Source organism: Microcoleus sp. S36a_B3, assembly GCF_036700745.1.
Classification (GTDB): domain Bacteria; phylum Cyanobacteriota; class Cyanobacteriia; order Cyanobacteriales; family Microcoleaceae; genus Microcoleus.
In genome coordinates, this window is the sequence record NZ_JAUBPN010000011.1 from 71446 (window position 1) to 85279 (window position 13834).

Consider the following 13834-nt stretch of genomic DNA (forward strand, 5'->3'; position numbering starts at 1 on the left):
CCAACAACAAAACAAGGTGATTGTCATGTCCAGCCGCAACAACAACAATAATAACCGCGTTCCTTTTGTAAAAATTGTCTACTCTACAGTGAAGGTTAATGGTAAAATTGAACTCGTGCCGATGGAATGGTACGCTGACGGCTCTGTCAAGAAAATTGAACGTTAATGAGCGATCGCACTTGGCAGCCTAACTCTAATGGACTTGCGCGTCGCGTACAAAAAAACCGGTTTCTGGGCCACGGAATGATGACTTACCAAAATCTTTGTGGCACAAACCGGATTTTTTTCGTTCAAAAGTAGTCTAGCATCGATCGCCAAACTAAGCTAATTTAAATAACTAGGTGTGTAGAAATCTCACAGAAAGAAATATGGATCGATCGCGCCCGCAATTTTCAGTGCTGGGACTACCAGTTCACATATTAGACGATTACGCAGGTTGGCTGATAGAGCGCCTGCATCAAGGCTTAGGAAGTCACGTCGTGACACTAAATGCTGAAATGGCAATGCAAGCCGAGAAAAATCAGGCATTAGGCGATGTAATTCGCTCTGCAGAACTCGTGATTCCAGACGGTTCGGGAGTGGTGCTGTACTTGCGAATGCGCGGCAAACCGGCAAAGCGCTATCCGGGGATTGAACTAGCAGAATCGCTGCTGCAAGAAGCCGGAAAATTGCCCGATTCCGAACCGGTATTTTTCTTTGGAGGTGCGCCGGGAGTGACGGCGAAGGCGGCAGAAACTTGGCAGCAAAAAGTGAAAGGATTGTCGATTTCTGCTCAACACGGCTATCTTTCTGCTGATGAAGAAAAAGACTTCCGTGAAAACCTCAAAAAAATGCAGCCCAAACTGATTTTTGTGGGCTTGGGAGTGCCTCGCCAAGAGTTTTGGATTGCGGAAAACCGACACCTTTGTCCGCAGTCTATTTGGGTGGGAGTTGGCGGCAGTTTCGATATTTGGGCGGGAACCAAAGACCGCGCACCGGCTTGGTTTTGCGACAATCATTTAGAATGGTTGTACCGGCTTTATCAAGAACCTTGGCGCTGGCGTAGGATGTTGGCTTTGCCACAGTTTGCATTGAAGGCTTTGGGGGATTTGCGAGGGTGAAAGTTTAATTAATAGAGTAATATCGTTTCCGGTTGCATCGGAATGATGTTAACTGTCAACTGTTAACTATTAACTGTTAACTGTTAATAGTGAATTTACTATTCCGCTGAAGAGAGGATTTAATATAACCGCAGATTCAAGGCAGATTCAGCACGGCTCGACGCAAATATTTTATTGAACGATAAAATTGGTTCGTAGCGCGGAATTTACCGCACTACGAACCTTTTTGTTATGGTAATTTATCGGACACGATATGAGTCTGTCGATCGCAAAATGTGGGTTGGGGGGGGGCGGGTTTACGGGTTTTATGGCTGATATTATAGATTGTTGGTGAACCCGCCGCTACAATAATTGTGGTTAATTTATTGACTAGACGATGTAAGGAGAATCGATCGCCCTAGCGCGATTAATTGCTACCAACGTCTGGTAAATTAAAGCTGAAATCTCGGCGCGGGTAATGTCCCGCTGCGGCGAAAGCCGATCGCGCGCCGGATAGTTTACTACAATATTCAAAGCAGTTGCTGTGGCTGCGGCGCTTAAAGCAAAATTAGGAATTTGCGATCGATCGGTGTAAACTTTCAAAACATCGGGATTGCCGCCCTTAAGTTCCAAACCGTTAACCAAAGATACGATCGCCTCAGTCTTAGTTAAATTCTGATTCGGGCCAAACTTCAACCCCGGAAACCCAGACAAAAACCCCGCCCGATTCGCCCGTTCGATCGCACTTCTCGCCCAAAAACTAGCAGAAACATCAATAAAATTTGTCGCCAACCGCTTCGGAATCGGACTAAACGCACTCACCAAAAGCGCCGCATATTGAGCGCGATTTAAACAGTCATCAGGTTTAAAAGAACCGTCAGGAAAACCGCTAATTATATTCCCCGCAGCCAAAGCCTCAATAAAGTTCTCCGCCCAATGTCCAGAAATATCGCTAAACCTCGCACCGCCAATATTCGGATTGCCGCCGCCCTTTCTCACCGCAGCTTGCACCGCTTTTAAAGCATTCACTTTTCCGTAACCGAACCAATCGCTGCGGCGGCTGCTAGGATCGTAATTTCCCATCCGATTTCCCAACTGCGGATCGGGCTGGGAATCGACAATTTTATCAGCAGTTTGTTCGAGAATTCCCCGCACTTCCCGCGCCGTCAAACGGGGGTTGGCCGAAAGCACTAAAGCTGCCACTCCAGCGACTACTGGAGTGGCGCTGGAAGTGCCGCCAAAGGTATTGGTGTAGTCCCCCGGATCGTAGCCGGCAACACCGACTCGATCGGCAGTAAACACCCCCAAACCGGGCAAATACTGCGTCACTTCCGGCGCAGTCGCAATAAATCCGGTTTCTGGCAGCCAAGTTCCCGGCGGCGCGTTGTTGCTGGGGGCGCACACCGAAATGCTGTTGCCCCAATTGCTGTAGGCTGCTTTTTTGTTGAGGGAAGTGGAAGCAGACACCGCAATCACATCGGGGTGCACGGCAAATCCTGCCAGCCAATTAGTTCGATCGCCCAAAATGTTATTCGGCCAGTCTTTCTCATCTACAGTACCGTTGACAGGGCGGTTGGCATTGCCCGCAGCGAACAGAATCACGCAGCCTCTACCGCCCCGCCCTTGGGTGGCGGCTTTGGTGATGACGGCACTCTGGCGCAGGGAAAGGGGATAGTAAACTGCCCCTGGGCCCCAACTGCAAGAGATGATGGCTGCGCCTTTTTCCACTGCCCAATTGAATATTTTTTCGATCGACTCGTCATCAAGAAAACCGCTAGTACGGATGGGCATCAGGGCGCATCCGGGGGCGACTCCGACAATGCCTTTGCCGTTTTCTTCTGCTGCGGCGACACCGGCGCAACTTGTGCCGTGGTTGTCCGATTCGGCAACGGGCATCGGGGAAGTGTCGCCGTCTTTGAAATCGATGGGTGAGACGATTTTGCCTTGGCCTTGAAAATCGGGATGTGTCAAGTCTACTGAATCGTCGGCGATCGCAATTACGATCGATCGCGCGCCGCGAGTCATATCCCAAGCCGCTTCTGCATAAATTTGAGCGTCGCCGACAAGTTCGTTGCCGCCTCGGTTATTGAGATACCACTGTTGGGGATAAAACGGATCGCGGGGTTTATAATGCTGCTGAGTTTCTACTAAAATATTGGGTTCAGCGATCAGAACTTCGGGATATCTTGTCAGGCGGTTGGCAATTTTGACCGGGTTTTCTGTTGCTTGTTTGTTGACTTCACAGACAAAGGTGTTGGGAATTCCTGAGACTGGCCGGACTATTGTTAAATTTGCTGCATTGGCGATCGACTTTCGCGATAGTTCGTCTACTTGTTCGCCAAATTGAATAGTAATTTGGTCTGTCAAATAAAAGAATGTACTCGGATTGTTCGCCGGACAATAAACATGGCTGGCAAAAGCTACAGCATCGCTAGCGCGGGCTGCTTGCATTGCTGCATCTAGGTTTTCTGGCCCAACGATATACTCTTCGAGATTACTTTGCCCGATGCGGCGGTTAAGTTTTGCCCCAGTTGTGGCAACCCAATTGTTTGAGGCTGATGCTATCGATGATGGGCGGACTGTAAAGCGATTGGGAACTTTTGACAGCAGCAATTCATCGCCGCCCCGCTGCAAAATCACTGCCAGACTTTCTTCGGGAACTCCAATACCTTGATAGTTTTGGAGAGTGTCGGAGGTTGGTTTGCTTGGTTGTACCATCAGAAATGTTCCTGTTTAATTTTGATGCAGAATAACGGGTGTTTGAAACCGCCTAGTCTCTTCAACCTGCGGAGGCAGGTTTTGTCTTTGTAGAAGCGGTTTCAACCGCCGTCTTATCTCTTATCTCAAATAAACACGCTAGGATTAACATTAAAGAATTCTCCTAGCGCCTTAGCTTGCGCCTTGCTAATCGCCCGTTTTCCATTAACCACCTCAGAGACTACTCCTTTGGAACCAATCACACCCACTAAATCGGCTTGTTTGAGTTCGCGAATTTCGATGAAATGCAATAGAACATCCTGGGGAGTCACTTCTGGATTTGGGTAATATTTTGATTCGTATTCTTCGATCAACAGCCCCCAGAGACTCAGTAAAGTTTCTTCTTCTAGTGTTAATTCTTCCTTAGACATCAGAAAATCGACTTCTGCGAGGGCAATATCGTTATCTTCTTCGTTCAGGATTGGCTTAGGCTGAGATTTTGCCAAAAGTTGACCGTAAGCTGTTTTTTCAATTGTGATGCTCATTTCTCATTCCTTTGCTTGCTTACTTAGACAGGGTTCTCAAATAGGAGGTGGGTGTTTGTTTCTAGGCATCATGATTTTAACCTTTGAACTAAATGTTTTGAATTCATTGAATACATCAGGGACTCTCTAATGAGCCTCCGATATATAGTTAGTGGGAATTAACCTATTGTTTGTTTAACTTCATCTTCATCATTCCACTGGATTTTGTTATATTCGGCATGGGTTAAAAACTTTTTAAAATATATAATTCTGGCTGTATAGTTGATTTTTACGATTAATCTATACTGATTGCCTTTAATATTAAATATGGTATATCCACAGACTCGATCGACCGATTTGGAATATGCCTGTCGAATCTCTTCTAGTGATTCCCAATCGTTATCTTTGATAGCTTTGCGCCAAAGTGCGATCGCAGCCTTGGCATCGTCGGGGTAGGGTTCGATCGCACTCTCAAGATTTTTCCGAGAAATTAGTCTCATTCGGGTACCGTTTTTACACGACATCTTCATGTTCTCACAACGAGAACCTACTGTCAAGTCTCTACTCTCATTTTTCCAAAAGAGCCTTTTGCCCGATCGAGCTCTTTGACATTTACACAAAATTGGTGTACACTTAGCCGGTTGCGATCGCCAATGGTACGATCGGCTCAAGCTAAATATCTTTTTAAAGTGCGCTGGGCGCAAAGTAATTTCATGGTATATTCTGGAACTGTTTGCTGGCTTCGCTTCACTGCCCGGATGACGATCGGGGCGATCGCACTTTTGACCCTGTTGCAACCGCTCCAAGCCCAAGCACAACAACCTTCTCGGCCAGATAACCAACAGCAAGTCGATCCCGCCGACGACCCCACAGACCCCAACAACCTCCGCCCTCTGACCCAAGACAGCAGCCTGCTGAGCGTTGCCGGAGGTCAGCGCTTGATGACAGAAGCCAGCGGTGCTATTTCCAGTCAAAATTATACTGTCGCCGCTCAAAAGCTCCAAGAATCCCGCCAAATTTTCAATCAACTATCCAACTTCTACCAACAACTCAGCAGCAGTTTTGCTGGAATTGATGTCCGCTTGGCCGACAGCAACCGCACCAAAGCTGTGGAAACAGCCCAAATGCGCGACGAAGCTACCTACCGGCTGGCTTTGGTACACCGGGCGCAAAACAAGCCGGAACTGGCTGTCCCCCTACTGATTCAGATTATTCGATCGCAGCAGCCAACTCGCGACTTGGGCAAAAAAGCTTACCAGCAGTTACTAGAATTGGGTTTTGTGGATGCGCCCTATCCGCGGCCTGCTGCAAATCAACCGCGATCGTCTAACAAATAGTTCCACTAAAATACTCAATACAGCCCTTTATCACAAATACCAATGGTTACACCGTCTCAAGTAGCAGAAATGATTAAGGCAGAATTGCCCGACGCTAAGATACAAGTTGACGATTTGACCGGCGGCGGCGACCACTACCAGGCGAGAGTAGTCTCTGCCGCCTTTGAAGGCAAAAGTCGAGTAAAGCAGCACCAACTGGTTTACGGCGCTCTCAAACAGGCAATGGCTAGTGAAGCTATCCACGCTTTGGCCTTGGAAACCTTAACTCCTGCAGAATGGGCAGCGAAAAGTCCAGTGGCTTAATTGTTGAGCTGCTCTCTGGAAATCACAAGTTTGCGCTTGTGTCAAGAGTTTCTAGAGAAACAATTGGAAACCAAAGAAACCAGTTTTGTTAACCGGAATCTATGGTTTTAACGAGAAATTTTCTCCAAAAACCAGGTTTCTGCGCCCTGAGAAACAACTGTCAACGTTTAAAAAAATTCAAACAATATTAGGAGCTACCATGACTACAGCACAGGAAAGAATTGACGGCTTGGTTAAGCAAAACAAAATCATGGTGTTTATGAAGGGCAATAAATTAATGCCCCAGTGCGGTTTTTCTAATACCGTGGTGCAAATTCTCAATACTTTGGGAGTGCCTTACGAAACTGTAGATGTGTTAGCAGACCAGGAAATTCGTCAAGGCGTTAAAGAGTATTCCAACTGGCCGACAATTCCCCAAGTTTATATCAACGGCGAGTTTCTTGGCGGCTCGGATATTATGATCGAGATGTATCAAAAGGGCGAATTGCAAGAAATTGTAGAAGTTGCTTTGGCTTCTTAAAATTAGACAAAACAAACATATCCCCGACTTATTAAATAAGTCGGGGATATAAGCTGTCACGCATTTAAATTGCCTATTCAGAGCGGGCGGGACACCCCACAAGACTTTGATTTTTTTTTGACATTCAATTTAAATGCCGCAACGGCTTAACAGCGATCGGGTTTGACGTTGAACTAGGTTGATTTACCGCAGAAGCAAGTTCGGCAACGGATTCGTAAGGGCAGATGTAACGGATATAAGGGATGTAACGGAGATCGGCAAGAAGGAATAAGGAAGAAGGAAGAAATAACAAACAACCAATTCCCGATGCCCAATTCCCGATGCCCAATTCCCAAATAATCCAGGGTTTATCAAACCGAATTTACTATTTAATAGTAGTCTGCTTCAGTTTGTGTCTGTGTCTGTGGCATTTCAAAATTTGACGGATCGTGAATGTAACGCGCTGCTTCTTCCTCTAATCTGTGAATCAGATAGGGTTCCAGGCTGTTACAATGTCGCAGGGCTGCGAGGTAGCCATCTAAGTAAAGGCGCAACTCATCGAAACGATAACCTCTATTCCACATTTCGACGAGGGCGTCGGTGAGTTTTTGGTAGTGCCGGATTGTTTGGGTATCTTGTAGCATGGTGTGAGTTAGAAATCCTTTGTGGTGTATAATGACGGCGGGATTTAGGAATAGCCTCGATGGCTGGGCTTGTTGCTCAGAACAGAGACAATTGCTAAATAAAAGTTTTTACCCTGCTCAACAGGCTACCCTCCATAAAAAATTTCACTCGCTGCAATGCAGTGGCTGGACTTTTTTGCGCGCACCTAAATAATTCGCTGCGCGTTTAGTAGAGTCGGGATGTTGGTGAATTTGATGAGCGCACTGGGTGAGTGTTCCGGCTACCGAGCGAACGGTTGGAGGAATTTTAGTTTCTGTTGCGCGATTTGTCAACCTCCTAGCACTAGGGGCCCTGTCGCGGGGTTCGGTAAAAGCAGGTGGTTGGGGCATAGGGTCGATCGGCTGTAGGCTGTCTTATTTTTATTGTAAACTCACCGCCAGAATGATTTAACCTTTCTGCGGGCTGACGATCCCAACTTGACAAAATCTTTAAAATTCATACTATCGGTTTGTTCGCCTCTATAAATAGAGCTAAAGCTTGAGTAGCGATGGTTACAAAACCTTGACAAAAGCTCTGTTAACCTGGTAGCCATTAGTGATAAGGGAAGCTCGCCGCTGTGGGATCTGTAAGTATTTCGATTGTTGAAGGAAATCCGCACCTGCGATCGCTCTTGGGCTGGCATTTACAGCAAGTCGGTCACTGGGTGCACCAGTCGGCGGATATCAGTCACGCTAGGGAAATATTTTTCAGCCGTCAGCCAACCCTAGTCATTCTGGATGCCCAATTGCCCGATGGGGACGGTTTAGAATTTTGTCGCTGGCTGGGGAAGCAGCAGCAATCGCTGATTTTGATGCTGTCGGCGCGGAATACGGAAGCGGATATTGTCGAAGGTTTGAAGTCGGGGGCTGACGATTACCTGACTAAACCGTTTGGGATGCAAGAGTTTATGGCCAGGGTGGAGGCTCTGATGCGCCGCAACCGCACGATGATACCGCCGGCGATGCTGGAATGCGGGCTGCTAAAAATTGATTTGGTGCAGCGCCGAGTCAGATTGTACGAGGAAAACATCGAGCTGACTCCTCAAGAATTCAGCCTGCTGTACGTGCTGGCTCAAGCTGGCGGAGTGCCGCTGTCGCGATCGGATTTGCTGCGCCGGGCCTGGCCTGATGCTATTGACAACCCCCGGACGATCGACACCCACGTACTCTCTTTGCGTAAAAAAATCGAAATCGACCCGCGACAACCGAGCCTAATTCAAACTGTGCGAAATGTCGGCTACCGGCTAAACCTGGAGTTTTTGAATACAAATCAATCGCATTCACCAGAACCCGGAGCGATGATTTCTGAGACTATTGTCAGCCGATAAATCTGATTTTAGGTTAGGAATTGATTGGCGATCGCATCTGTTTTCGCCGCCATGATAAAATCATTGCGGTGCAATCCAGAAATCGCGTGAGTCCACCAAGTAACGGTAACTTTCCCCCACTCGGTTAACAGCGCCGGGTGATGTCCTTCAGTTTCTGCGGCTTCGGCGACGCTGTTTGTAAAGGGGATCGCACTTTTGAAATCCGGGAATTTGTAGGTGCGTTCTAACTGGGGAACGCCATTTTTTTCGATCAAATTCCAGTCGGGAATTTGATGTTTGAGTTGGACAATTTCGTAAGCTGTGACGCGCGGAGAGTTTCGGCGGCAGGCGGCACAGCGTTCTTTTGCTAAAGGTTCCATAAATGGCTTGTTAGCGAGAAGATGCTAAAACATATTATAGACATTTTCTAATCTGAATGACTTAGAACAGGGCAACAGTCCGTTAAGAGTTACGTAGACATTGTGATGGAAATCGTTCATAAAACAGATGAGCAATCCTTGTAGCTGAACTTTTCGTCTATCATTCCACCGCACAAGCTCAGTATTTGCGGTTGTCCTATATGGATGCTTGTCAATAGATTCTAGTACACTTTGCCCAGGATCGATCGGTGCTTCGCTTTTACGCGCACTAAGGTTTTTTGAATTTCTCCGGTTCGCTTGGCAAGTTCGTTTACTTTGTGGTTGCGGAGGACAAAGTTTTTGGCCTAAATGTGTTGAGTTGAACTATTTGTTAGCAGAAGCATTCCCAGTTTTAAAGTTTCTAGTCGCAGCAAGTAGCTGGATGGAACGAAACCAGCAAAGGAGGCAGAGGCGATCGCTGGAATGACCAGAAATGATAAGATTTTTTTCACTTGAGGTACTCAAATGCGATTTTGAGGATAGACTTTACTACAGCGATACTTTTTTGTCAAGTGAATAAGACTTACCCACAGGTGGCCACACTGGTTAAATTATGAAAAATCCTCAAAGTTTAGAAGATTTACAAGATGTTATAGAATCTCAAAATTTGGCGTTTCTGTTGGGCAATTACAGGAAAGCATATTTCTTAATCAAGTATAGTTTGAATGACTATCTCAAAAGATGGGGATACTGGACTTTACTCCAAGAGTTGTACGAAAAAATATTACCTCATGTTGACGATCGCGAACGTTCCTATTGTTTGAGAACTATAGGTGCAATTCACCGGAATTTCGGGAATTGGGATTTAGCAGAAAAATATTTTCAAGATGCGTTATCAATTGCACAAAAAAAAGATAATAAGAGCGACATGGCTACTTCATTAGGGATGTTGGGAGGTATCGAGCGATGTCGCGGCAATTGGGATGAAGCTGAGAAACTCTACCGACAATCTTTGGCATTGAGAACAGAATTGGGCGATCGCTCAGGCATGACATATTCTTGGGGAGCGTTGGGGGATATCGAGCGATGTCACGGCAAGTGGGATGAAGCAGAGAGACTCTATCGACAATGTTTGGAAATGATGACAGAATTGGGCGATCGATCGGGCATGGCATTTTCTTGGGCATCGTTGGGAAGTATCGAGCGAAGTCGTGGCAAATGGGATGAAGCTGAGAAACTCTATCGGCAATCTTTGGCATTGAGAACAGAATTGGGCGATCGCTCGGGCATGGCATCTTCTTGGGCATCGTTAGGATATATAGAAAAATGTCGCGACAAATGGGATGAAGCAGAGAAACTTTACCGGCAATCTTTGGCATTGAGAACAGAATTGGGCGATCGCTCGGGCATGGCATCTTCTTGGGCATCGTTAGGATATATAGAAAAATGTCGCGACAAATGGGATGAAGCAGAGAAACTCTATCGGCAATCTTTAGCATTGAGAACAGAATTGGGCGATCGCTCGGGCATGGCATCTTCTTGGGGAAATTTGGGAGATATCGAGAAAAAGCGGGGCAATTGGGATGAAGCTGAGAAATTTTTTCGGCAATGTTTGGAAATGACGACAGAATTGGGCGAGCGCGAAGGGATAGCAAAGTCGATCGCTTGTCTCGGAGACAATGAGCTCGGTAGAGGCAATCTAGATACAGCAGAACAACTGTTAACAGAAGCTTTAGGAAAAATGCAAAAACTGGAGATGACTTGGCATATTGCCGAAGTTAACTACGATTTAGCACGACTTGAGCGAAAGCGCGGCAACACAGAAGTTGCTCAACAACATTACGATACAGCACATCAAATTTTTCAAGAATTGGGAGCCGCCAAGGATTTGGAGAAAATCGATCGAGAATGCCACAGCACCGATTAGAACAGGGATATGGGATTGAAGGAGGCGATCTTTGTTAACAACAAACACGTCAAACATTCAGTCCGGCAGGGGTTGAAACCCCTGCCGGACTTCGGGATAATGAAACAGGCCTGGGGGGTTAGGCGGCATCTGGGGCTTAGGCAATATCAACCGATCGCCTTTTTAATCAAATCCAACTTACCCTTATAGGGAGCATACCGCCATTTCAAATCCAGCCAAAAAGACTTTTGCAGCACGCTTTTGTAATGCGAAAAAGTATCAAAACTTGCTTTCCCGTGATAACTTCCAATTCCACTGTCGCCAACTCCTCCAAAAGGCAATGTTGTCACTCCCACTTGCATTACCGTGTCGTTGATACAAAGTCCACCTGATGAAGTTTCGCGCAAAACTCGCTGTTGTTTCTCTTTATCCTTCGAGAACAAATACAAAGCTAACGGTTTGGGGCGGGCGTTGATTTGGGCGATCGCCTCCCCGAAATCATCATACTCCAAAACTGGCAAAATCGGCCCAAAAATCTCATCTTGCATCACCGGCGAATCCCAAGAAACCTTGTCAATTACCGTAGGCGAAATATATCTATCTTCGGCGTTACTTTGGCCGCCCGCGACAATTTCCCCATCTTTGATAAACTCTACCAAACGTTTTAAATGATGCTGATTGATAATTCGCGAATAGTCCGGGCTTTGCTGAGGATCTTCGCCGTAAAATTCGTGAAGTGCTGTTTTAATTGCTGACATCAAATCCGGTTTTATTTTTTTGTCAACTAACAGATAATCGGGAGCGATACAAGTTTGACCGGCATTGATAAATTTGCCCCAAGCAATGCGTTTGGCGGTGTATTCAATCTGAATATCTGAGTCTACAATGCAAGGACTTTTGCCGCCCAATTCTAATGTTACAGGTGTGAGGTGTTTGGCGGCAGCTTCCATAACTATTTTACCGATTTTTGTGCCTCCGGTAAAGAAGATGTGGTCGAATTTTTCGGCTAGCAATTGTTTGCTGATTTCTACGCCTCCTTCGACGGCTGCTACGTAGGCGGGATCGAAGGTTTTTGAAATCATATCCGCGACAACTTCGGAGGTGTGCGAGGCGATTTCTGAAGGTTTGAGGATGGCGCAGTTGCCGGCGGCGATCGCCCCGACTAAAGGTGATATCATGAGCTGAAATGGGTAATTCCAAGGCCCGACGATCAAAACTACGCCTAAAGGTTCAGGGTAAATGCGGGCTGATGCGGGGAATTGGTCGATCGAAGTTGGCACTTTTTTCGGTTTTACCCAAGATTTCAGGTTTTTGATGGCATAATTAACTTCGGCAATGGATGCGATTTCAAAATAAGCCTCAAACTCCGGTCGATTCAAGTCTGCCTTGACAGCAGCGACTATTCGTGATTGATTAAGTTCGATCGCACTTTTGAGATGTTTGAGTTGTTCAATCCGAAAATCCACATCTTTAGTTTTTCCAGTCGCAAAAAATTGTCGCTGCTGGCGGATAATATCGCTGACACTCAATAGCATATTTTCTCCTGTATCTATATATATAAATGTTACAATAAAAAAATGAAAATATCAAAAAGCCATTTTTTATCTTCCTGTTTATCATTACTTTGCTTGTTTGCAGTCACAAGCTGCAATTCTAGTTCTCAAAAACAAATTGTTATTTGTTCCAAAGACTTTACAGAACAAGTCATCCTAGCAGAAATTTTAGCTATTCACATCGAAACCAAAACAGATATCAAAGTAGAACGCAAACTCAACCTCGGAGGCTCGCTTTGCCATCAATCCCTAGCAACGGGTAAAATTGACTTGTACGTCGAATATACTGGTACGGGTTTTACCAACATTCTCAAACAAAAGCCAATTTCTGACCCCAAAAAAGTCCTCGATTACCTCAAACAAGAATATCCCAAACAGTTTCAAGCAGAATTGACTGAACCGCTGGGATTTAATAACAGTTTTGCGATTATCATGCGCGGAGACGATGCCAAAAAACTTAACTTGCAAACTCTCTCGCAACTAGGAAAAGCTGCACCAAAATTGCGCGCGGGTTTCGGCCCGGAATTCAAAGAGAGAGAAGATGGATTTCCCGGATTAGCTAAAACTTACGGGATTAAATTTGCCGAAGAACCGAAGGAGTTGCTGTTAGGATTGCTTTATCAAGCGCTGCAACAAAAAGAAGTAGATGTGATTGCCGGTAATACGACGGATGGTTTGATTCAAAGTTTGGGTTTAGTAGTCCTGAAAGATGACAAAAACTATTTTCCGCCCTACGAAGCTGTTCCGATTGTGCGATCGCCAATTTTGGAAAAATACCCAGAATTGCGTCCAGTGCTAGCAGAGTTGGGCGGCAAAATCTCGGAGGAAGATATGCGAAAACTCAACTATCAAGTTGATGGAAAACAGGAGGATGCCGCCCAAGTGGCGCGGCAGTTTTTGCAGCAAAAGTTGGGCAACTCAAAGCCTGCGACTCCTGCGAAATAAAGGCAGGAATTATGTATGCAAAAAGTGGTTTGACACGCTACGTCTGGTAAGGTGTGCAGCCCACACATACATATACTTCTAGCGGATGTCGGCGTTAGCTTAATTTGCCAAGTTGCAAAACAGGAGCTTTGATTGATTCAATCTGGGACTCGGCAACTTCAACTGTAATTGCTTCGACATTGAAACCTTCTAAGCTATAACCGTCTTCTTCACCTTCCGGCATCGGGTAATGGTCAACAATAGTTGCTATAGCACCTTTTTTTAGATTGTAATTGGGGATGTCTTCGCGCAATGCTACTTGTGAAAAAAGTGCAAATTTCATGGCGGATTACCTCTTGTTAATCAGGAACTAATGTAACAAATCTCGTTTCGGATAAAGTGACTATCCAAACGGTTTTGACTTGTAAAGTTCTACCGTTTGGCCCTGTTAAACTGCCTCGAATCATGTACTTTTGACCGTATTTTGTGTTTTCCATTGGCTCCGCTTCCAATGAAAGTATCTGGACTCTCAAATCTCGATCGAGCTGCTGCCAGTTTTTTATACCGTAACCACCCCGAGCGAGAAACAGAGATTTGTCATCTTTAGGAAGCCGGATCAATAAATAGTTCGTCAGCTTTTCTGAAGGAATCACGGAGTTAAGGCTAAGTTGTGCCATTCGGTGA

Annotated in this window: 17 protein-coding genes; 8 read left to right on the top strand and 9 right to left on the bottom strand. The window is 45.8% G+C overall.

Going from position 1 to position 13834, the window contains the following annotated elements; all coding sequences use genetic code 11:
* Nucleotides 1-25 precede the first annotated feature (25 nt).
* Together QUA01_RS14150 and QUA01_RS14155 are read left to right on the top strand one after the other, a co-directional pair.
* Nucleotides 26-166 carry a hypothetical protein gene (locus tag QUA01_RS14150; RefSeq protein ID WP_194010489.1) on the top strand — a complete coding sequence of 47 codons (141 nt, stop codon included), beginning with the start codon at nucleotides 26-28 and terminating at the stop codon, nucleotides 164-166.
* Nucleotides 167-368: 202 nt separating this feature from the next.
* Complete coding sequence (locus tag QUA01_RS14155; RefSeq protein WP_333093054.1) at nucleotides 369-1100, top strand: WecB/TagA/CpsF family glycosyltransferase; 732 nt, start codon at nucleotides 369-371, stop codon at nucleotides 1098-1100.
* Nucleotides 1101-1469: 369 nt separating this feature from the next.
* Here QUA01_RS14155 and QUA01_RS14160 read toward each other — a convergent pair whose 3' ends face one another.
* The 3 genes from QUA01_RS14160 to QUA01_RS14170 all read right to left on the bottom strand — a co-directional run bounded on the left by QUA01_RS14160 (nucleotide 1470) and on the right by QUA01_RS14170 (nucleotide 4800).
* Complete coding sequence (locus QUA01_RS14160) at nucleotides 1470-3797, bottom strand: S8 family serine peptidase (RefSeq protein WP_333093053.1); 2328 nt, start codon at nucleotides 3795-3797, stop codon at nucleotides 1470-1472.
* Between the two features lie 125 nt (nucleotides 3798-3922).
* Nucleotides 3923-4321: a helix-turn-helix domain-containing protein gene (locus QUA01_RS14165; RefSeq protein ID WP_333093052.1), complete on the bottom strand. Its 399-nt coding sequence runs from the start codon at nucleotides 4319-4321 to the stop codon at nucleotides 3923-3925.
* 158 nt (nucleotides 4322-4479) lie between these two features.
* The gene (locus QUA01_RS14170) at nucleotides 4480-4800 is read right to left on the bottom strand and encodes a type II toxin-antitoxin system HigB family toxin (RefSeq protein WP_333093051.1); all 321 of its coding nucleotides are present in this window, start codon (nucleotides 4798-4800) and stop codon (nucleotides 4480-4482) included.
* 213 nt (nucleotides 4801-5013) lie between these two features.
* On the opposite strand from QUA01_RS14170, the gene QUA01_RS14175 reads away from it, so the two are divergent.
* The 3 genes from QUA01_RS14175 to grxD all read left to right on the top strand — a co-directional run bounded on the left by QUA01_RS14175 (nucleotide 5014) and on the right by grxD (nucleotide 6460).
* Complete coding sequence (locus tag QUA01_RS14175; protein ID WP_194010484.1) at nucleotides 5014-5637, top strand: hypothetical protein; 624 nt, start codon at nucleotides 5014-5016, stop codon at nucleotides 5635-5637.
* 42 nt (nucleotides 5638-5679) lie between these two features.
* Complete coding sequence (locus tag QUA01_RS14180) at nucleotides 5680-5940, top strand: BolA family protein (RefSeq protein WP_194010483.1); 261 nt, start codon at nucleotides 5680-5682, stop codon at nucleotides 5938-5940.
* A 199-nt stretch (nucleotides 5941-6139) separates the two neighbouring features.
* Complete coding sequence (gene grxD, locus QUA01_RS14185; RefSeq protein ID WP_194010482.1) at nucleotides 6140-6460, top strand: Grx4 family monothiol glutaredoxin; 321 nt, start codon at nucleotides 6140-6142, stop codon at nucleotides 6458-6460.
* A gap of 368 nt (nucleotides 6461-6828) precedes the next feature.
* Here the strand turns inward: grxD and QUA01_RS14190 are convergent, their stop codons facing one another.
* The gene (locus QUA01_RS14190; RefSeq protein WP_194010481.1) at nucleotides 6829-7083 is read right to left on the bottom strand and encodes a DUF6761 family protein; all 255 of its coding nucleotides are present in this window, start codon (nucleotides 7081-7083) and stop codon (nucleotides 6829-6831) included.
* 596 nt (nucleotides 7084-7679) lie between these two features.
* Here QUA01_RS14190 and QUA01_RS14195 point away from each other — a divergent pair.
* Nucleotides 7680-8429: a response regulator transcription factor gene (locus QUA01_RS14195; protein WP_333093049.1), complete on the top strand. Its 750-nt coding sequence runs from the start codon at nucleotides 7680-7682 to the stop codon at nucleotides 8427-8429.
* 8 nt (nucleotides 8430-8437) lie between these two features.
* Here QUA01_RS14195 and QUA01_RS14200 read toward each other — a convergent pair whose 3' ends face one another.
* Together QUA01_RS14200 and QUA01_RS14205 are read right to left on the bottom strand one after the other, a co-directional pair.
* Nucleotides 8438-8788, bottom strand: coding sequence for a 4a-hydroxytetrahydrobiopterin dehydratase (locus QUA01_RS14200; RefSeq protein WP_333093048.1), 351 nt, complete (start codon nucleotides 8786-8788; stop codon nucleotides 8438-8440).
* 344 nt (nucleotides 8789-9132) lie between these two features.
* Complete coding sequence (locus QUA01_RS14205; protein WP_333118599.1) at nucleotides 9133-9279, bottom strand: hypothetical protein; 147 nt, start codon at nucleotides 9277-9279, stop codon at nucleotides 9133-9135.
* 101 nt (nucleotides 9280-9380) lie between these two features.
* Here QUA01_RS14205 and QUA01_RS14210 point away from each other — a divergent pair, with 101 nt between their 5' ends.
* A complete protein-coding gene (locus QUA01_RS14210; RefSeq protein ID WP_333093047.1) occupies nucleotides 9381-10694 on the top strand; it encodes a tetratricopeptide repeat protein in 1314 nt (437 codons plus the stop codon).
* Between the two features lie 146 nt (nucleotides 10695-10840).
* Here the strand turns inward: QUA01_RS14210 and QUA01_RS14215 are convergent, their stop codons facing one another.
* On the bottom strand, nucleotides 10841-12208 hold the full coding sequence (locus tag QUA01_RS14215; protein ID WP_333093046.1) for an aldehyde dehydrogenase: 1368 nt from the start codon (nucleotides 12206-12208) through the stop codon (nucleotides 10841-10843).
* A 42-nt stretch (nucleotides 12209-12250) separates the two neighbouring features.
* Between QUA01_RS14215 and QUA01_RS14220 the strand changes: the two genes are divergently transcribed.
* A complete protein-coding gene (locus tag QUA01_RS14220; protein WP_333093045.1) occupies nucleotides 12251-13171 on the top strand; it encodes a glycine betaine ABC transporter substrate-binding protein in 921 nt (306 codons plus the stop codon).
* Nucleotides 13172-13265: 94 nt separating this feature from the next.
* Here QUA01_RS14220 and QUA01_RS14225 read toward each other — a convergent pair whose 3' ends face one another.
* Nucleotides 13266-13493: a DUF4926 domain-containing protein gene (locus QUA01_RS14225; protein WP_333093044.1), complete on the bottom strand. Its 228-nt coding sequence runs from the start codon at nucleotides 13491-13493 to the stop codon at nucleotides 13266-13268.
* A 16-nt stretch (nucleotides 13494-13509) separates the two neighbouring features.
* Complete coding sequence (locus QUA01_RS14230; RefSeq protein ID WP_333093043.1) at nucleotides 13510-13827, bottom strand: DUF6883 domain-containing protein; 318 nt, start codon at nucleotides 13825-13827, stop codon at nucleotides 13510-13512.
* Nucleotides 13828-13834 lie beyond the last annotated feature (7 nt).